Source organism: Bacillus horti (assembly GCF_030813115.1).
Lineage (GTDB): Bacteria > Bacillota > Bacilli > Caldalkalibacillales > JCM-10596 > Bacillus_CH > Bacillus_CH horti.
Map to the genome: position 1 here is coordinate 38,596 of NZ_JAUSTY010000011.1, position 19,130 is coordinate 57,725.

Below are 19,130 nucleotides of genomic sequence, written 5' to 3' on the forward strand. Positions count from 1 at the left end.
CTTACCGCCTTTCCGGTTACAGAATGTGCTTTCTCTTCTTGCTAGTGAGCAGACAGAACCCGATCACAATCAAGGACATCAATGCCAAAGCTAAATAGAAGATTGGCGATGTGCTATTATCTCCTGTTTTCGGAACATTGTCCAGCTCGTTGTTACCGTTGTCAGTTCCGCTATTACCATCGTAGGTATCGTTGTTGCCATTGTCGGTTCCGCTGTTATCATTGTCGGTATCGTTGTTGCCGTTGTCGGTTCCGCTGTTATTATTGTCGGTATTGTTGTTGCCGTTGCCGGTTCCGCTGTTATCATTGTCGTTTTCGTTGTTGCCGTTGCCGGTATCGTTGTTGCCGTTGTCGATTCCGCTGTTATCATTGTCGGTATCGTTGTTGCCGTTGTCGGTTCCGCTGTTTCCATTGTCGGTATCGTTGTTACCGTTGTCGGAGCCCCCACCAGAACGAATCGGTTTCATTGGCACGTCATATTTTACAATGTCAAAATCGACAGAAATCGTATCGCTCCTGTGCGTCTCGTAGCCGTCCTTCGTTACGATCAGATAGTAATCCGCTTCAGGAAAAACCATGTATGCATAGAAGCCATTTGCGTCGCTATCCTGCTCGGGGCTCTCGTTGTCGTATGGCGGGAAATTCGGAACCGAAGGAAGCGTTACTTTCGTATCCGGAATGCGGCCGTTATCTCTATTGCGCTGCGTATCCGCATAATACAGTGTAACTTTGGCTCCGTCAATTTTCTTGCCAGTGATAGCATCTCCTGTCGTTTCATCATAAACCGTACCGTAAGGGTCAACCAATTCCTCGGAAATATTCAGCTCTCCATTGGCTTTCACGTCCAGTTGCGTCACTCTGAAGAGCAGTTCCTCACCGATCTCAGCTTTATAACGAACTTCCATTGTGTACTTCTGCTCGCTTAGCCCTTCCACGGAGAAAGTGCCGTTCGAAGCCATCGGAAATGCCTTGGGACGACCGTTTTCCCTTATATAATTGCCGTCCTTGTCCTTCAAATAGATGCGCATCTGGCTGGTAAACGAATCGTTGAATAGCTCTGTTGTTCCATCCAGCTGCTTGAATAGAACGATCCCTACCGCCGTAATGTCCGCTGGAACGGTTTCGTCCTTCACGCTGCTGTCCACATTGGCCTTCTGCGTGAACGGGATAGAGACATCCTTCCCGCCTACCTGATATATCTTCGTATACGTGATCGTATAGTCGGTATCCGCCTCAGCAGGAACTGAATATTCACCCTTCTCATTTGTCCAAATCGTCTGCTGCTCGTCGTTCTTCTTGTTCGTCACGATGATTTCCGCGTTCGGAATGACTTCACCTGTGTTGTTGTCACGCAACACGCCTTCCAGATATGGTCGGGTATTGACAAAGTGTGCTTCGGCCACTTTTTTCTCCGGAATGGTGCCTGTGCGAACGAGACTTTCAGGATCCGTCACATAGCCCTCTTCCGTATAATCATCCTGGGTCACCATATACTCGAGATACGTCGGAAGTTCTTGCACAACGAGCGTCTGGCCATCTGTAAGCTCGAAGGTCTCCCCGCTCTTGATCGAGCCTTTGCTGCCGTCCGACTTCTCATAGGAGTAGGATCCGTTCGCTCCCTCGCCTGTGAAGGTAACCGTGTACTTGAACGGCTTCTTCTTGTCGTCGTCTTTGCCTTTAACCGTGTTGCTGATTAGCAGGCCGCCCTTCAAGACTCGCACGTTCGTGAACGGGGCATCTTCATCTTCGCCCTCCATGACCCCGGTATAATACCGTTCCTCTGGAATGGTCACGTATTCATCGGCTGTGTAGTCCTTCTGGGTAACTGTGTATTTCAGATCCTCAGGCAGACCCACAATTTCCAGTGTCTCTCCATCCTTGAGTGTGAAGGAATCGCCTGACTTGATCGTGCCTGGTGTACTCGTCTCGCTATCCGACTTGGTATACGCGTAACTTCCAGCCTTGCCTGCTTCTTCAAAGATGACGGTGTACTCGAACTCCTTCGTCTTGTCGCCGCCGTTGCCCATAACCGTGTTGCTGATCGTCAGCTTGTTGACGGTCCGTTCATTGGTGAAGTCCGCTTCGCGATCGACACGAGCCATAACCCCCTCATCGGACAATGCCACAGGGGTAGTCGCGTAGCCGTAGTTCTTGTAATCGTCCTGGGTGATCGTATACTTCAAATTCTCTGGAAGATCCTTAATTTTAAAGGTCTCACCATGCTTGAGCTCGAAGGTATCGCCGGATTTGACCGTGCCCGTCGTGCCGTCTGAATGCTCATAATTGTAGGTTCGACCCTTCCCTGTACCGTCAAAGGTCACCGTGTACTTAAACGGCTTGTCCGATTCTGCGCCGTCCCCCGTGACGGTATTGCTAACAGTCAAATCGTTAACGTATCGCTCGTTGACAAAATCCGCCTTGTGGTCACCTTTATTCACGATTGTTCCGGACAGCTCTCTCGTCACCGGCATGGTCGTGTAACTGTCTGGAGTATAATCTTTCTGGGTTACCGTATAGCCCAGATCTGCAGGCAATGCCGGGAGCGTCATTGATTCCCCGTGCTTGAGGGTAATCCTGTCTCCACTCTTAATCTTGCCAACCGTATTATCCGACTTCTGATAGGTGTACTCGCCATCCTCTCCCTCGCCGGTGAAGGTCACGGTGTATTCAAAATCCTTGGAAGAATCGCTGCCGTTTCCTTCCACTTCATTACTGATGGTCAGCTTTCCTTGCGCCGGCGTAGGCACGACCAGCTGATTATTCACATCTACCTTAATCCCGTCCACCCAGATGGGCTTCCCAGGAGTATTTCCTACATACACCTGATAAACTCTTGTAGTTGGCAGCCAAGTATTTGTGTCAATATAGGTTTCCTTTAGCTCATAATAGCCTGGATCTGGGAATAGCAGATTAAGGTTACCTTCGCTATTGGTTGTTCCTTTTGTAGCTTCGGTTCCGTCATCTTTCTTATACAGTGTAAACTGTACCCCCTGCAGCGGATTACCGTCGGGGTCCACCTTTTTCAGTGGTAGTAGAGCATTGGAACCTGAACTGCCGGCTACGTCCGAACTGTCTAGCGTGCTTTCACTTTTTGCACTGATAGATTCCAGCTTATCATCACCCACCAGCTTTACCTCGTTGCCCATTTTGTCTCCGGCTTTCGCTTTAGATGGATCCACCTCTGTTTGGTACACAAACTGGTAAAACTTATTAGGGTCATTCATTTTGAATTCTAGAACTGTAGTGCCTTCTACGCCTGGTGCAGCTTCTATTTGTACTTCAGCATTCGGGTCGCTTAGATCCAGTGCTGCGCCCTCTCGTTCCAGAGCACCGCTGGGAGTCAGTTTAGCCGGATAAACTGCCATGCTGGGAGCTGTTAGCACGAGCTTGCCGTCTACATCATAGCGCAGGTTCATGTTAGCGCCGATCGTATCCTGCAAATACACACCCTGCTCCAGATTAAATGGAGGCGTATAGTTTACTGTCCATTCCAGCACGCCCGGCGTCGGCTTGCTTACCGATTTGCTTAATGTCTGGATCGGGACGATTACCTTACGCTGTTCAGTGACCGTCTTCTCCACACCGCCCCATGTCATATGGAGGTCGGCTTTGTTATATAGCACCTGTCGGTCTGTCCCGTTTGTGATGTATTCCTCCAGATATTTCTCCAGAGCAACATTGGAAGGTCTTGCCTTCACCAGAATGACATAAGGCCCCTCCAATTTGGAGAAGGTGAAGGTGCCTACGTTGCCGCTATGAGAGAAACTCACCACATGAGCAGGGTCATTCGGCTCGATGATTGATACAGCGTTGTTTCGAACTCCATAGCCAGTGTCGCTGCCATTGTCCGAATAACCTTTCCAAAGCTCAAAATCCTTCCCCTCGGAAAACGGAACGAACTCCCAGCCCTCCGGCAGGGTGTCTACCAGTCTATTGTCGCTGATCACTCGACTTCCGCCATCTTTCGCCATTTCGTCCGTATTGTAGCCCGGCATATTGACGCCTAGGCGGAAGGTAACCGTCTTGGTTGTACGGTCATAACCGGCCAATGTGTATTCGTCGCCGCTTGATGAACCATCCCAACCGATATAGCGGTGAACGTCGTTCGGGATATACCATGTGTCAGTCGTCCCGTCGTCCTTAATAGGATAGGATGCTGTAAGCATATCCTTGTTCAGCATACGCAGGTGAAGATTGATACTGTTTTGTGCTTGTTTTACGGTTTCGCCGTCAAAGAGCAAAGCCCGATTCCAGCGTGTTCTCTCTGCAATAATATCCTGTTTGAAGAGAATGTCCGTGTTGGTCTCAAGTGCACGAAATTTGAAGGAAGTAGCTTTGTCGGTGGTGTATCCGGTCACCTTGATCAAATCAGCCACCACTTCACCGTTCACGGTTAAAGGTATAACCTTCATGGTTAAGTCGTTCGCATTCGTAACACCATTCAAGGTTCCCTCATGATACTTCTTCCAAAGCTGTGCAATGTTTACATTTGCTTTAATTTTTGCAATGGTTTCTGCATTCACTTCGTCGGTTTCATCCACAGCGTTATCCAGAACGTTCAAATCTCCGCCATGCACCAATACATCGTATACGACCGCATCTGGAAGGGCATACTGTGGCGTTAGATTAACGGTCCACGTGATGCCGCCTAGGTTGAAATCCTCCATTGAAATAGTGCCACCTTTTGTAAAAGTGTGCGCGCCAATGGTAACAATTGCCTCGTCAGTAACTGCTAAAGGTCTTAAATCAGTGGTTACATCATTATTCTGAATGCCGTCTGGTGTATCCAAAGCCCAGTTGGCACGTGGATCGATTCTGAACTCGGAACCGCTTTCTACTTTGGACTTAATAATCAGTTGAACTCTACCGTCGATATTCCCGAAGGAGTATACACTGTCCCCATCCGGAGTAATCGACATTTCTTCAGATGCCACACCATTCTCCCATGTCTGCCATGTGGCAGAGGTAAACTCCAGCCCTGCAGGTAGTACATTTGTGATGGTAAGGTTTTTTAAACCTTGCTTGTTATATTGGTTTACATTGACTGTCCATGTAATAGTCTCATTGGGATGATCATAAGAGGCGGATGCTTGAATCCAGTCGGGTGCAAGCCACGTTTCCCGTGCTGCACTGGCTATTACATCAGCACTCCCAGCTCTCAGTTCTACTTTTGGGTCGAAACGCTGTCCGCCATTTCGTCCGGGATCGATTCCCACGGCCCGGTACTCTTTATAATACAAATCCTTATGAAACCATGCTCGATACTCGACCTGTGGATCCACCCCTGTTCCTAGCGGAAAGATGTAGCTCAAACCGCCATCTGCATCTATGGTTGGCTCTACCGTAGCGCCGTTTACCTTGAAGGAGCCCGGTATATAGACCATACGGTAATCGGAAGGCTTCGTATAGAAAGTCATCTCATCCAGCGGCAGCTTGATTGTTGGATCAAGCACATCAAAAGAGGATGGAGTTGACTGGAAGGTCAAATAACCATCCTGATAGGCTGGCACGGTCACATACCACCATGTCCAGCTCCCATTCTTTGGCCAGTTGTTACCTGTCAAGTTGATGCTGTATGCCGGCGTAACATCCGGGTTTTTTAGCTGGTAGTTTTCCCCGAAAATGAAAGTGTCCTTTGACTCACCATGTTCTAAGCCTGTTACATCCGAGTTAGCGGTGGTTTCAAAGCCGAAGCTAACCCCTCGACCGACACCATTGAAAAAGCCATCATCGCCATCAAAAACAATCCTGATGCTATTCGGTGTGAAATAGGCAATGCCAAGCTGTTTCACGCCACTTTCAGTTGATGCCATCAAGGGTCTAGTAGCCGTTGGCAACACCACTTCCTTGAAGTAGTCATCCCTTTTCAGCTCGATCCAGTCACCCTTCTGAATGTATAGGTCTGGATCCGCATTAGTCGGATCGGCGTCATCACCATTCACTGGCACCTTTAGACCTTCCGACTTAAGCGTGAATGGCTGTCTGCCTTGGATAGTGCCGCCAGGAACAACGGCTTGGTTATCCTGCACCACCTCTAGCGGAAAGGGCTCGTTCGCTCCCATAAACAGCGCCGTTTTGTCCTCTGGACCAGCCGCTAAAGCCACCGAGCCGGTGACCTCCAGTGCAACAGGCCCGTCTGGCGCATCGTACACCGCCTCAGTTACCGACTCGGTCGGCGAGCCGTCCTCACTGACATCGACTGGTGCGCTCTCCGCATATACAGGAGCAGAGAACGTCACTGCTTGTAAAATAAGCATAACCGCCAGACAGAAAGACAGCACAGTTTTGCTTACACTGTGTTTTCGTTTCAATGCCAAATTCCCCTCCATTTCGCGAATTTTTTGTCGACAGCAAGATCATCTGCCCCATATAGCGCAAAATCGAATAGACATATGCTATTTGCTTGACCTCAGTAGCCCTGCACATCTTCGAAATCTTGCGTAATTTCAGATGACCGAGCAGGCTCCTTGGGTGTGCAGGCGATTAATCAATGCTTAATAACTTTCCTCTCTCCCCCCTCCGTCGACCATTTTCGCCAATCAAATACTGAAAAACCACAGAATACGCCAAGTTTATACAGCGTATTTAACTACTATACTACCAAGGCCTATACAAAACCTATACATAGCAATCGAGTGAGGAGGGTATGAAAAGTGAAGCTGAACCCTAGAAACTTACGTTTCCATGGTCTATCCACCGCACTCTTCTCTTGGTTGACCTTTAGTTATAGTTTCCTCTCAATGAATGTCGTAATTGAACTCATCACTCTTTCGCCTGATTTTCTTGTTTTGACATAGATGTTGGCATCATCTGCGTAACGTACAAAGTGATGACCCCTCTTCTCTAATTCTTTGTCTAATTCATCTAAGACAATATTTAGAAAGAAGAGGATTTTGCGTGGACACCCTTGTCTTAAGCTAATAGCTACTACTGCTTTCGCTATTCGGGACTTGAACCCTAGAGATAGCGCACATGCTGGCGCACAAAATAGCCCCTCTGTCTGAGACAGAGGGGCTAACGGCTGTATCCAATATTTTTCATCCAAATTAAATATGAGTTGTTGACCTCGAATTATTAGGGGGAAAATATCATTCTCTCAATATCTATCATCCTTAATACTTATCAGCCATATACGACGTGTTGGTGAAGTCCTGCATGTAGTCAAACGACCGCAATCGTGTCGCGAAACACCTTGCGCTGGGAGCTTTGTACACGGTACGATCCTGCGGAGTTATGTAAGAGAAATAACTCGTTGAGTAATAGCAATAAAGAGCTCAGCTGTTTTATTTAACTCAGTAATAGGCATTCTCTCCTGCTTTGTATGAATATGCTCATAGCCTATCGCTAGATTTACAGTAGGAATACCATGACCTGCTATCACGTTAGCATCAGATCCACCACCACTTGATAATAGCTTAGATTCACGACCAATCTCCTTAGCTGCCTTTTGAGCAATTTGTACAACAAGGTCTTGATCAGAATACTTAAATCCTGGATACATCACAGCAATCTCCACGTCAGCAGAAGTTCCATTATCCTTAGCCACTTGCTCAAATACTCGCTTCATGTCCTGAACTTGGGCTTCCATTTTTTCTGTTACAAGACTTCTAGCCTCGGCAAAAATATCTACACGATCACAAACTACATTTGTAGCTCCTCCACCCTCAAAACGTCCGATATTTGCTGTCGTTTCCGAATCGATACGTCCTAGTTTCATTTTAGAGATTGCTTGGCTAGCTACCTGAATCGCACTGATACCATCCTCTGGATTAACACCAGCATGAGCGGATTTTCCGTAAATCGTCGCCTTTACCTTTGCCTGAGTTGGTGCCGCTACAATGATATGACCAACTGGACCATTGCTATCAAAGGCAAAGCCTAACTCAGCTTTTAAATGCTTAGGATCGAGCGCCTTCGCTCCTACTAAGCCAGATTCCTCTCCTGCTGTAATGATCAATTGAATATCTCCATGTGGTAGATTGTTTTCCTTCAACACTTTAATTCCTTCTAGCATCGCAGCAAGACCTGCTTTATCATCACTACCAAGAATCGTCGTTCCATCTGAAACCACATAACCATCTTGAATAGAAGGTTTAATTCCGTTACCCGGTGCCACAGTGTCCATATGAGAAGTAAAATAAATACACGGTGCCTCAGTATTCCCCTTAAGGAAAGCAATAATATTTCCATGACCATGACCAGTTATAGCCTTAGAGTCATCCTCAAAGACCTCTAGACCAAGTTCATTTAGCTTATCTATAAGTACTTTCCCTATCTCAGCTTCATGCTTTGTTTCACTATCAATTTGTACTAATTCTAAAAATTCATCTAATAAGCGTTGTTCATTAACCATTCCATAATCCCTCTTTCTTTCATTCTACAACTCTAACGTTACATATACTAATACTATACCATAAGTACCTCTTTTTATAATAAAATGATAGGGGTACAACTAGACTTCCTAGAAGTATTATATGCATATGATCACATAGTTCACTACTCTAAACTACTCTGTTAAACAGGGGTGATTCAAATTTATCAAGAAGCTCAAAGATTAAAAAATGACATTCATAAAATTGTAAAGTTGTGTAAAATTCTAAATGATGCTGGTGATGAGTTACTTCCCTTTTATAGAGAAGGGGATAAGGAATCGTTACCAGCAGACCTATATAAGAATTATTTAGACTGTAAACAAATCCTACATAACAGACTTTCACTTCTTACCAGAGAAGAACTTATTTTGTTGAGATCTATTCATGGTATTGGAAGCAGCGAAAGAGGCTACCGCCAATATGCAGATCATAGAGAACCTGAAATTATTGTGATACCTATTACATCATCACATCAAGAACTGCTTGAAAAATACTCAAAATATCTTGTTTACCAACCCAAGGAAAAGCTAATTAAATACTTTACCGAACGAAGATCGACTTCAGAATTATTGTTGCAAGGGCTAGACGTCTTAGACTTAAATGAATAGTTTTAGAAGATTACAATGCTAAATATTAATAAATATATAAAAGGAGTACAAAGATATGGTTGTAGAAATTCATTGTGCCCATACACAGTTTTATTATGAGTTCAGTGATGATTTAGCTGAGCAAGCTTATGAACTACAATTAGAATTTGATGAATGGCTTAGGAATGTGGAGGGAAACCATCCTTTTAAACAATATTGGGAAATGATTGATCCAGATGGAACTATATCCTTTGCTGGTTATGTAAACAGCTTCGGTCCAGATGAATTTGTAGCGTGGTTAAATATAGAAAAGTTTAAAGATGAGGTAGCCAAAGCTATTGACCTTCCCGATTTTCCAGCATCGGTATCCATCTACTTTTAAATAGTTAAAAACTGCCATATTACTGAAGAGAATTTGCTCAAGTATTTCTTGCTTAGACTTGATTACTTTCTCATTACGGCAGTTTTTTTATTTTTTACTCACATTTTCTCGTATTTTATTAAAGCCAAAAACATCTGATGCTGCTCTTATCCGTTATGTTATAACGGAATATTCCCATGCTTTTTAGAAGGGCGAGGCTCCTTCTTGTTCCTTAGCATTTCAAGACTTTCGATCAGCTTCTTCCGTGTTTCTCTAGGATCAATCACATCATCCACCATCCCATTAGACGCCGCTATGTACGGATTAGCAAATTGCTCTCGATACTCTTGTATCTTAGTGGCCCTTGTGGCAACTGGATCCTCACTCTGATTAATTTCCTTAGCGAAGATAATATTAGCTGCACCCTCTGGTCCCATCACTGCGATTTCAGCATTAGGCCACGCGTACACAACATCCGCACCGATAGCCTTACTATTTAAGGCTACATACGCCCCGCCATAAGCTTTACGAGTAATAACCGTAATCTTAGGCACCGTTGCCTCCGAATAAGCGTAGAGGATTTTAGCTCCATGGCGAATAATCCCCCCATGCTCCTGCTTGATTCCAGGGAAAAAGCCAGTTACATCCTCAAACGTAATTAAAGGTATGTTAAAGCAGTCACAAAAACGGATGAAACGAGAGAGCTTATCTGCTGAATTTATATCTAATCCACCAGCCATGACCTTTGGTTGGTTGGCTATGATTCCTACAGACTCACCATTGATTCTGCCAAATCCGACCACAATGTTTTTGGCAAAGGAAGCATGGACCTCCATAAAATCTCCTTGATCCACAATGAGTTCAATGACCTTTCTAACATCATAGACCTTCGTCCCTTCAATAGGAACCGCGTCAAGTAATTCTTCAACCCAGTCCCTTGAATCGTTTGTTTCTTGGGAAGGCGGCTTTTGTTCATTGTTTTGTGGGAGATAAGGAATAAGTCGTCTTACTTCCTCTAAAGCGGCCGGCTCACTTGAAGATGTAAAATGAGCGTTGCCACTAGTTGAAGCATGGACATTAGCTCCACCTAATTCTTCGGAAGTAATCCTTTCACCCGTAACAGATTCAATGACTTTTGGACCAGTGATAAACATCTGACTTGTCTTCTCCACCATAAACACGAAATCAGTAATCGCTGGAGAATACACCGCTCCTCCGGCACAAGGACCCATAATAACAGAGATTTGAGGAATCACTCCCGAATAAATAGAGTTTCTATAAAAAATATGACCATATCCGTCTAAAGAAACAACACCCTCCTGAATGCGAGCGCCGCCAGAATCATTCAGCCCGATAATTGGAGCTCCATTTTTTGCAGCTAGATCCATAACTTTAGCTATTTTTTGAGCATGAGTTTCTCCAAGAGCACCTCCATAAACAGTAAAGTCCTGAGCAAAAATATACACTAGCCTACCATGAATCTTACCATACCCTGTTACAACTCCCTCTCCAGGTGCACTCACATCTCCTCTGCTTTGGGCAAAGGCATACAGCTCAACAAATGTATCTGTATCCACTAAAAGCTGAATTCTTTCTCTTGCTGTAAGCTTCCCTTTATCATGCTGAGCCTGAATACGCTGATCTCCACCACCAAGCTCAATATGCCGCTTTTTATCGTACATTTCATTAATTTTCTCTAGCATGGCTTCATTTGCTGTCTCATCTTGACGCATCCTCTACATCCTCCTCTACTGTTTCTCTGTTGGATATTGGCACAATTCAACTAATACTCCCCCAGCAGATTTGGGATGAATAAACCCAATCTGTGCTCCTTCTGCTCCTTGCCGAGGCTCATCCTGTAGCAAAGATATCCCGTGCTGCTTATAGTACTCTAATCTCGATGCAAGATCATCCACCTCAAAGGCAATATGATGAATTCCCTGTCCTCGTTTAGCTATAAATTTAGCAACTGGCCCTTCAGTCGAAAGAGATTCAAGAAGCTCAAGCTTCGTTTCTCCTATCTTGAAAAAAGCAACTCTTACCTGCTCCTCCTCTACCGTTTCTACTCCTTCGAGCTCGAAGCCAAGCTGCTGGTAGAACGGAAGCATCTCTTCAATCGAGCTTACAGCAATTCCGATATGGGCCAGTTTCTTTGGGGCAGCAGGAGCATGATTTAGCTTTCTCTGCTCTGCCACGGCAAACCGAATAAAATCGGCTGTATCCTGCGTACGTGTTCCAGGAGTAAAGATTTTTTTAATTCCTTTGCTCTCCAAAAAAGGAATATCCTCTAGAGGAATGACCCCTCCACCAACTACAATAATATCCTCAGCATTTTGCTCCTTCAGCAGTCGCATAATATCGGGGAAGAGCTCATTGTGAGCACCAGATAAACAGGATAGCCCTATACAATCGACATCCTCTTGAATAGCACTTGCTACGATTTGCTCCGGCGATTGACGTAGGCCCGTATAAATAACCTCCATCCCTGCATCGCGTAACGCTTGGGCGATCACTAATGCCCCTCGATCATGCCCATCTAAGCCTGGTTTTGCTACTAATACACGTATCTTTTCCATCCACTCTCCTCCTCCTGCTATCTATAGCTATACTCCCTGATATTCCCCAAACTCCTCACGCAACACATTGCATATTTCACCGATCGTCGCATACACTCGAACAGCGTCTAGAATAAAAGGCATTAAATTCTCTGTTCCTACTGCTGCTTGATGCAGATTTGCCAAAGCCTCGGTCACTGCTCCATGATCCCTATTGGCTCTAAGCTTCTCAAGCTTCTCCTTCTGCTTCTGCCCGATTTCAGGATCTACACGTAATAGCTCAGGAGGGACTTCATTTTCGATCATGTACTTGTTCATCCCTACAACAATTTCCTCTCCTGCCTCAACACCTCTTTGCGTATCATAGGCAGCACGATGTATCTCCCTTTGCATAAATCCCTGTTCCACAGCCACCACAGCGCCACCTAAATCCTCAATCTTATCTAAATAGCTTTGCACAGCCTGCTCCATTTGATCGGTCAATGTCTCTACATAATAGGAGCCTGCTAAAGGATCCACTGTATCCACTACCCCGCTTTCATTAGCAAGGATTTGCTGTGTACGCAAAGCGATTCTAGCTGAATCCTCCGTAGGCAAGGCTAACGCTTCATCTCTAGAATTGGTGTGTAAGCTCTGTGTTCCTCCTAGCACAGCCCCTAGTGCTTGCACTGTGACACGTACGATATTATTGTCGGGCTGCTGAGCGGTAAGCGTTGAGCCACCTGTTTGAGTATGAAATCTAAGCTGCCACGACTTTTCCTTCTTCGCTTTATATTTATATCTCATAATCTTGGCCCATATCCTTCTAGCCGCCCTAAATTTCGCAATCTCCTCAAAAAATTGATTATGAGCATTAAAGAAAAATGCTAGCCTCGGGGCAAATTGGTCAATATCTAGCCCTGCCTCCAAAGCAGCATCAACATATGCCATACCGTTAGCAATCGTAAAAGCTAACTCCTGTACAGCCGTTGAGCCAGCTTCACGAATATGATAGCCGCTTATACTAATCGTGTTCCAACGAGGAACGTGTACAGAACAGTAAGCAAATATATCCGTAATCAGCCTCATTGAGGGCTTTGGTGGAAAAATATATGTTCCTCTTGCTATATACTCCTTTAAAATATCGTTTTGGATGGTTCCAGACAGAGCCTCTGAGGAAACCCCTTGTTTTTCGGCAACAGCGATATACATAGCCAATAGAACACTTGCCGGAGCATTAATGGTCATAGAAGTGCTTACTTTATCTAGAGGAATTTCAAATAAAAGCGCTTCCATATCTGCTAAGGAATCAATCGCTACTCCGACCTTACCTACCTCTCCACGTGACATCGTATCATCTGAGTCGTAGCCAATTTGTGTGGGGAGATCAAACGCCACGCTCAAACCAGTTTGACCTTGTTCAAGCAGATATTTGAACCTCTTATTTGTTTCTTCAGCTGAACCAAAGCCGGCATACTGTCTCATCGTCCAGAGCTTCCCTCTATACATCGTCGGCTGAATCCCTCTTGTGTAAGGAAACTCTCCTGGTAAGCCTAAATGCTCCTTGTATGTGTCATCTACCTGCTGAGGAAGATACACTCTTTCAATCGGGATATCGGATGAAGTCTTGTAGCTTTCCTTTTGCTCTGGAAAACGTTTAAGTAGGTCCTCCGTCTTTTTCTTCCAGTGCTCCGTATACTCAGAATCATTCGTCCTTGTCATCGTCAACACCCTTCCCCTGAACGTGCGTTCATTTCTTTTACAATATGAAAACATTAGCCCCATATCAGCCATACAAACACATTAATTCACAGATTTTCAACATATAAATAAAAGAAACTAGTCTAACCCTGTTGATTCCTACCTATACATTAAGTATGATAGTAGTAGATTGTCCAGATAAGGGTTTAAAGGAGGTTACTTTTATGATGCCGAAAAAATTCGTTAAAGTCGTAGTTTATGTCTTAGTCGGAGCCTTAGTTATTTCTAGCTTAATGATGGGTGCAGGCTTCTTCCTATAAATCAAAAGTGAAATGATTATGAATTTTCTTGTCTTACTATTATTATGATATAAATAGCTAAAATAAAAAAGCCCTTTACGGGCTTTTTTTGTTTTCAAGGCTGATTTTTGTTCATCTCTTGTTCTTTCCTAAGCTTCTACGTTAGCTCGGGGTTGTTTTCTTGTTGAACGAATTTCGTTCAGCTTTTTAGATAGCTCGTCCTCTAAATCGTAATCGAAAAAGTTTCCTAGCTTGCATATATAAGCTAGACAATCAGCAAGCTCTTTGCCCAAATCAACTCGAACCTCTTGCTTAGCTTTAGCATACGCTTCTTGTGGATCCATTCCTTCCTGTGTATATCTTTTGACTAAATAAAATATTTTTCTAAACTCTTCAGCTACCTCTGCTACTTCAGTGGTTAATAGCATATGAACATAGAGTAAAAATAGCTTGCTATCCTCAGGATTCTCCTTATCTCCAGACATACCAAAGCCCATTTCTTTCTCAAATTCTTTGTACAATTCCTGCACCTTGTTCAAAATCTCCACCCCTTTGCAGTTAATGTAGGAAACTTCCCTTATTTAGCTGTTTGTTTAATTATATCCAATACTTCCGCAGTCGTATTTTCTACCTGAGCCTTTTTCATCGTTTGAATAAATGTTTCACTATCTCTATAAACAGCCTCTACAGCCTTTAAAAATGTTTCATCAGTCAAGTCTTCTTCTTCTAACATATGACAATAGCCTGATTTAGCAAAGGACTTAGCATTTAATATTTGATCCCCCCGACTTGCCTTACGAGAAAGTGGTATGAGTAGCATAGGTTTCTTTAAAGCCAAAAACTCAAAAATAGAGTTCGACCCAGCTCTTGAAATCACGACATCAGTCAGTGCTAATACATCAGCTAGCTCTTCCTGTAGAAACTCAAACTGAGCATACCCTTTCATGTTGAGAGATGGATCTACACTCCCTTTTCCACATAAATGAACAATTTGAAACCGCTCTAAAAGCGTCTCCAAATGACTTCGAACCGTTTCGTTTATTTTTCTTGCCCCTAAGCTACCTCCCATTACTAACAGAACGGGCTTAGTAGGCGAAAAGCCGAGTTTTTCTTGTGCTTTATGTGCATTCCCTTGCTTTAATTCCTCACGAACCACTGACCCTATATACTGAGCCTTCTTTTCATTCACAAACTGCTTGGTCTCAGGGAAAGTAAGAAGTACCTTTGAGACAAACGGCAAGGCAATCTTATTCGCCAGCCCTGGTGTATAATCAGACTCGTGAATGAGTATAGGAACTCGGTTCATCCAGCCTCCCAAGACAACAGGCACCGAAACAAATCCACCCTTTGAAAAAATAACATTAGGCTTGAGCCTCCTAATGATCTTTGAAGCTTGAAAAATGCCCTTTAGAACCTTAAAGGGGTCCTTTATATTTTGTAAATCAAAGTATCTCCTAAGCTTTCCTGTTGCAATTCCATAATAATGAACTCCATCTATCGCTGAAATCATTTGTTTTTCAATGCCCTCTTCAGACCCTATATAATGCACTTCCCAGCCTTCCTTTTGAAAATACGGAATAAGTGCAACATTAACTGTTACATGACCTGCTGACCCTCCACCTGTAAAAACGATACACTTGCTCAGAGTGGATTCCTCCTTTATACATGCTCCTATTTCTCTAATTCATTTATCTATCTTCTTTTAACTCTTCTTTATGTAACCTCTCTAGGCCATCTAAAGAATAACTCTTTCATTTTTACTATGTAAATTATTCAACATGAAATAAGATGGTTCATTATACAATTTACTTATTCGATTATAGCACAGTTCTTTTTTAGGATTAAATCAATGACCACCATTCAACTTAATAAAAGTAAAAGAGCTGAAATCATCTTGATCCCAGCCCTTTTACTTCTTCTCACTCTGCTAAAAAGTTTCCATAATTTCCTAAGCAACTTTTTGAAACCTTTTGAGCAACCCTACCGTTTATAAAAGTAAGAAAGTCGAAGAAAAAGAAAAATATATGAAAATATTCTTAGAAATTTTTTAGATTGTTTAATTATCTAATTACACGTTTAGCGAGTACAGCTGTGTTTTTCCAGTAGCCGCTGAAATTACTAACCTGTACTCCTCCTTTAGGAATGGTGTGAAGAATTTTCCCGCTACCCATATAGATCGCCACATGGTCGATTTTACCGGAACTACCTGTTTTAAAGAAAATAAGATCTCCTTTTTGGAGATTAGACTGACTTACTGTCGTTCCAACACCAGCTTGTGCTCTAGACGTACGTGGTAAATTGATTCCTTGCTGCTTGTACAAAAATTGAACGAATGAAGAGCAATCGAAAGTGCTTGTTTGTCCAGCCTTTGCTCCAAATTGATACTTTGTCCCATTATATCTTTGACCTTGAGAAATGATTTTATCGGCCACAGATGATCTGCTAGCACTTGAACTGCTAGAGCTACTAGAACTAGAAGAACTACTAGAAGAACTACTAGAACTTCTTGAAACCTCTTTTAAGAACTTTATAGATAAGTAGCCTGTACGACCACTATACTTTGCCTTCACCCAATTTGAATTGACAACCTCTAAAACTTCTACTCTTGTCCCCTTTTTTAGTACTCCTAGAACCTTACCACTTGTGTTTGGCGCGGTACGGAAGTTTAATCCTGTGGTTGTTTCCGCATATCTGACTGATGCAGCTTCTGCTACTGTTTCTTGCAGTCCAGGTACACTTAAGCTAGAAAAGGCTAGCAAAATACCTGTTGAGACATAGATTAGTAATTTCTTCATGTTGTTCCTCCCTAAATGTGTTTTTTAACCGAAGATCAGCTCCGAGCATAGCTCATGGGAAATTTGATTTCGATTATGTATCCAAGCTAAAAAGACATTCACATCCCATAGCCTAGGATAGTTCACATTTAAACATGGGCAACCATACCGCTTCAACGCTCAAAAATTACCAACTTTTTTTAGAGGAAACCATTTCCGATAAATCAACCAGTATATTAAATATACTTACATATATTAGGTTTCGATGATAATAAATCGATCTAAATTGGGATTTAATTTACAATTGAACAGACATTTACCAGTTTGAATTTCGGCGGCGATGACTAAGTTTTCTAGCTAACAAATTTTAAATAATAGCCTGAAATTGAACATCACATACTAAAAAAAGACATCTCCTAAACCAAGGAAATGTCTTTATTAGTAAGGCTGAAAACGTCTAGAAAATGTTTTGAATAAATACGACTAACTTCCAGTATATCCACTTTAGTACCCAATATTTTTTCTAAAGAGGTAACTCCATATTCTCTAATTCCACAAGGGATAATATACTCAAACATATCTAGGTTAGTGCTTACATTTAAGGCAAAGCCATGGCTCGTAATAAAGGATTTCGTCTGTCTGCCACGATTAAATTTAACTCCAATGGCAGCTACTTTCTCATCCTTGACCCATACACCTGTGTAGCTCTCCTTGCGTCCAGCTTCTATCCCAAAATCAGCAAGTGTTCGGATAATCGATTCCTCTAGATTTCTGAGGTAAAGGTGAGCATCGTTACCGCTAGACTGTAACAAAATTAACGGGTAACCCACTAGCTGACCTGGTCCATGATACGTTATATCTCCGCCCCTATCAATTTCTACCAGATCAATTCCTTTCTCAAGACATTGCTCCTTTGTTATGAGCAAATGCTCTAGGTGTGAACCACGTCCTAATGTATAGACATGCTGATGTTCAAGCAGTAAAAGAGAGGGAAAGCGCTGCTTCTGATCTATCTCTTGTACCCATTTAATCTGAGTATCCCACATAGGCTGATACTTCTGCTGCATATTGAAATGATGAATCTCCAGAAGATCATCCTTCCACTCCATATCCAATCAACTCCTTGCCTACGATAAGCTCGTTCCTTCACCCATCGCTTCAAGCTTCTGTTTAATGCTTTGTAAAAATCGTCCGCAAATTAAGCCATCCAAGACCCGATGATCTAATGACATACAAAGATTCATCATATCTCTGATGCCAATCATATTATCCTTCACCACAGGTCGCTTAACAATCGCCTCAACACTTAAAATAGCCGCTTGAGGATAATTGATAATAGGCATAGACTGAACTGAACCAAAGGACCCTGTATTGTTTACAGTAAATGTCCCACCTTGCATATCCTCTGTACCAAGTTTCCCATTACGAGTTTTCTGAGCTAGCTCATCTATAGAGCGAGCAAGACCTAATATGCTCTTCTCATCAGCCCGTTTAATGACAGGGACGTATAAAGCGTCCTCGGTAGCTACTGCGATAGATATATTGATATCCTTCTTCTGAATAATTTTATCCCCAGCCCACTGAGAATTAATCATTGGAAATTCTTTTAAGGCTTCTACAGTAGCTTTAATAAAGAAAGGTAAAAAGGTTAAATTAACCCCTTCTTTTTGCTTAAAGTCCTGTTTCATCTTGTTACGATATTCGACTAAATTCGTTACATCTACTTCAATCATCGTCCAAGCATGTGGAGCCTCATGCTTACTTTGTAGCATTTTATTGGCGATAGCCTTTCGAATTCCTGATACAGGAATCTCAACATCACCAGACTGTGAAGCTGGATAGGACTGCTTCTGAGTTGGTGAGGTAAAGGACTTTCCTGAATTGGAAACCTCAGCTTGCTTTGAAACTGATTGCGTGTCTGATTGTGCTTCTTGCTGAGTAGGCTGATCAGTCGTTGCTGCAGGAATGTTACCTGATTCAATAATCTGCTGCAGATCCTTCCTCGTGATTCTGCCGCCCTTTCCTGTTCCTTGTACTTGCTTTAGATCAATTCCATGTTCCTGTGATAGCTTAAGAACAGCCGGCGAATAGCGCCCCTTCATGCTTTGATCACCTTGTTCAATATGATCTTCACCTTCAGGTTTTCCTGAATGGTCCTGGCTAGAAGTAGACGTATTCTCCTGATTAGCGTTTGTCGTTGGTTGAGCTTGTGCTTCAGCGCCTTCTTCCTGAATCAAGCAAATAAGTCCCCCAACCTCAACAGTTTCATCCTCGGCTGCTACAAGCTCAACAATCGTACCTGTATAGGAGGAAGGAACCTCCGCGTTTACTTTATCTGTCATAACCTCACAAAGAGAATCGTACTTATTTACTTTATCTCCGACCTTTACCAACCATTTGCTGATCGTTCCCTCTGTCACGCTTTCCCCAAGCTGAGGCATGGTCACTTTTGTGGACATGATAACCCTCCTTTTACATTTAAATAGAAGTGGTAATAGTTACA

Annotated in this window: 13 protein-coding genes and 1 pseudogene; 3 read left to right on the forward strand and 11 right to left on the reverse strand. The window is 43.2% G+C overall.

Features of this window, described 5'->3' with window-relative positions; translation table 11 throughout:
* Positions 1-16: 16 nt before the first annotated feature.
* The 3 genes and pseudogenes from J2S11_RS13440 to J2S11_RS13450 form a co-directional block, all read right to left on the reverse strand.
* A complete protein-coding gene (locus J2S11_RS13440; protein ID WP_370875522.1) occupies positions 17-6,310 on the reverse strand; it encodes a DUF7601 domain-containing protein in 6,294 nt (2,097 codons plus the stop codon).
* A 341-nt stretch (positions 6,311-6,651) separates the two neighbouring features.
* Positions 6,652-6,876: pseudogene (locus J2S11_RS13445) on the reverse strand (reverse transcriptase domain-containing protein); the annotation flags it as partial.
* Positions 6,877-7,230: 354 nt separating this feature from the next.
* Positions 7,231-8,352, reverse strand: a complete 1,122-nt coding sequence (locus J2S11_RS13450; RefSeq protein ID WP_307395360.1) for a M20/M25/M40 family metallo-hydrolase — start codon at positions 8,350-8,352, stop codon at positions 7,231-7,233.
* A gap of 171 nt (positions 8,353-8,523) precedes the next feature.
* Here J2S11_RS13450 and J2S11_RS13455 point away from each other — a divergent pair, with 171 nt between their 5' ends.
* Both J2S11_RS13455 and J2S11_RS13460 read left to right on the forward strand, forming a co-directional pair.
* The gene (locus J2S11_RS13455) at positions 8,524-8,979 is read left to right on the forward strand and encodes a hypothetical protein (protein WP_307395362.1); all 456 of its coding nucleotides are present in this window, start codon (positions 8,524-8,526) and stop codon (positions 8,977-8,979) included.
* Between the two features lie 55 nt (positions 8,980-9,034).
* Positions 9,035-9,340, forward strand: coding sequence for a hypothetical protein (locus tag J2S11_RS13460; RefSeq protein ID WP_307395363.1), 306 nt, complete (start codon positions 9,035-9,037; stop codon positions 9,338-9,340).
* Positions 9,341-9,498: 158 nt separating this feature from the next.
* On the opposite strand, the gene J2S11_RS13465 is transcribed toward J2S11_RS13460, so the two are convergent.
* Genes J2S11_RS13465 through J2S11_RS13475 form a run of 3 tightly spaced genes read right to left on the reverse strand, consistent with a single transcriptional unit; the run spans position 9,499 to position 13,575 of the window.
* Positions 9,499-11,022 (reverse strand): acyl-CoA carboxylase subunit beta, encoded by a 1,524-nt coding sequence (locus tag J2S11_RS13465; RefSeq protein ID WP_307395565.1) that lies wholly within the window; start codon positions 11,020-11,022, stop codon positions 9,499-9,501.
* Positions 11,023-11,067: 45 nt separating this feature from the next.
* Complete coding sequence (mce, locus tag J2S11_RS13470) at positions 11,068-11,895, reverse strand: methylmalonyl-CoA epimerase (protein WP_307395366.1); 828 nt, start codon at positions 11,893-11,895, stop codon at positions 11,068-11,070.
* A 27-nt stretch (positions 11,896-11,922) separates the two neighbouring features.
* Complete coding sequence (locus J2S11_RS13475) at positions 11,923-13,575, reverse strand: acyl-CoA mutase large subunit family protein (RefSeq protein ID WP_307395368.1); 1,653 nt, start codon at positions 13,573-13,575, stop codon at positions 11,923-11,925.
* A 203-nt stretch (positions 13,576-13,778) separates the two neighbouring features.
* On the opposite strand from J2S11_RS13475, the gene prli42 reads away from it, so the two are divergent.
* On the forward strand, positions 13,779-13,874 hold the full coding sequence (gene prli42, locus J2S11_RS13480) for a stressosome-associated protein Prli42 (protein ID WP_307395370.1): 96 nt from the start codon (positions 13,779-13,781) through the stop codon (positions 13,872-13,874).
* A gap of 128 nt (positions 13,875-14,002) precedes the next feature.
* On the opposite strand, the gene J2S11_RS13485 is transcribed toward prli42, so the two are convergent.
* From J2S11_RS13485 to J2S11_RS13505, 5 genes are all read right to left on the reverse strand, one after another.
* Positions 14,003-14,401, reverse strand: a complete 399-nt coding sequence (locus J2S11_RS13485; RefSeq protein WP_307395372.1) for a MazG-like family protein — start codon at positions 14,399-14,401, stop codon at positions 14,003-14,005.
* A gap of 29 nt (positions 14,402-14,430) precedes the next feature.
* Complete coding sequence (locus tag J2S11_RS13490; protein WP_307395567.1) at positions 14,431-15,498, reverse strand: undecaprenyldiphospho-muramoylpentapeptide beta-N-acetylglucosaminyltransferase; 1,068 nt, start codon at positions 15,496-15,498, stop codon at positions 14,431-14,433.
* Between the two features lie 415 nt (positions 15,499-15,913).
* Entirely contained in the window at positions 15,914-16,648 is a 735-nt protein-coding gene (locus J2S11_RS13495) for a C40 family peptidase (RefSeq protein WP_307395374.1), read from the reverse strand.
* Positions 16,649-17,043: 395 nt separating this feature from the next.
* On the reverse strand, positions 17,044-17,736 hold the full coding sequence (gene lipB, locus J2S11_RS13500; protein WP_307395376.1) for a lipoyl(octanoyl) transferase LipB: 693 nt from the start codon (positions 17,734-17,736) through the stop codon (positions 17,044-17,046).
* 18 nt (positions 17,737-17,754) lie between these two features.
* Positions 17,755-19,086 (reverse strand): dihydrolipoamide acetyltransferase family protein, encoded by a 1,332-nt coding sequence (locus tag J2S11_RS13505; protein WP_370875519.1) that lies wholly within the window; start codon positions 19,084-19,086, stop codon positions 17,755-17,757.
* Positions 19,087-19,130: the final 44 nt, after the last annotated feature.

Coding starts and splice junctions, on each gene's coding strand:
- J2S11_RS13450 (WP_307395360.1), bottom strand. CDS start 8,352: ATGGTTAATGAACAACGCTTATTAGATGAATTTTTAGAATTAGTACAA.
- J2S11_RS13460 (WP_307395363.1), top strand. CDS start 9,035: ATGGTTGTAGAAATTCATTGTGCCCATACACAGTTTTATTATGAGTTC.
- J2S11_RS13465 (WP_307395565.1), bottom strand. CDS start 11,022: ATGCTAGAGAAAATTAATGAAATGTACGATAAAAAGCGGCATATTGAG.
- mce (WP_307395366.1), bottom strand. CDS start 11,895: ATGGAAAAGATACGTGTATTAGTAGCAAAACCAGGCTTAGATGGGCAT.
- J2S11_RS13475 (WP_307395368.1), bottom strand. CDS start 13,575: ATGACAAGGACGAATGATTCTGAGTATACGGAGCACTGGAAGAAAAAG.
- prli42 (WP_307395370.1), top strand. CDS start 13,779: ATGATGCCGAAAAAATTCGTTAAAGTCGTAGTTTATGTCTTAGTCGGA.
- J2S11_RS13495 (WP_307395374.1), bottom strand. CDS start 16,648: ATGAAGAAATTACTAATCTATGTCTCAACAGGTATTTTGCTAGCCTTT.
- lipB (WP_307395376.1), bottom strand. CDS start 17,736: ATGGAGTGGAAGGATGATCTTCTGGAGATTCATCATTTCAATATGCAG.
- J2S11_RS13505 (WP_370875519.1), bottom strand. CDS start 19,086: ATGTCCACAAAAGTGACCATGCCTCAGCTTGGGGAAAGCGTGACAGAG.